Raw genomic sequence first — 309 nt, 5'->3', positions numbered from 1 at the left:
GCTGAATTAGCACAAACAGATGCCGAATACAAGCGATCACGATGTGGTCGGAAAACTAAGCTGAGCGATGAGTTAAAGCAAAAAATTCTCAACCATTTACGTCTAAGCTGGTCACCAGGAATGATTGCTCACGAATTTAAACTAGCTACTAAATCTATTTATAATTGGCTAAATCAGGGGAGAATTGGTTTCTCCTTGAATGATCTACCTGAACATGGCGTACGCCAACGGCGTAACGTTGACCAACGATCCAAATATAATCAATCTTTGGGGCGATCAATTGAACAGCGTCCCATGATGATTAATCAA

Annotated in this window: 1 protein-coding gene; it reads left to right on the top strand. The window is 40.8% G+C overall.

The window, feature by feature from the left end:
- The coding region (locus FD20_RS12780) for a transposase family protein (protein WP_477218317.1) at positions 1-309 on the top strand (309 nt) is incomplete at both ends.

The sequence above is a fragment of the Liquorilactobacillus uvarum DSM 19971 genome (assembly GCF_001434935.1).
GTDB classification, from domain to species: domain Bacteria; phylum Bacillota; class Bacilli; order Lactobacillales; family Lactobacillaceae; genus Liquorilactobacillus; species Liquorilactobacillus uvarum.
The sequence above is the reverse complement of the archived record's forward strand: the minus strand, read 5'-3'. Positions and strand labels throughout refer to the sequence as shown.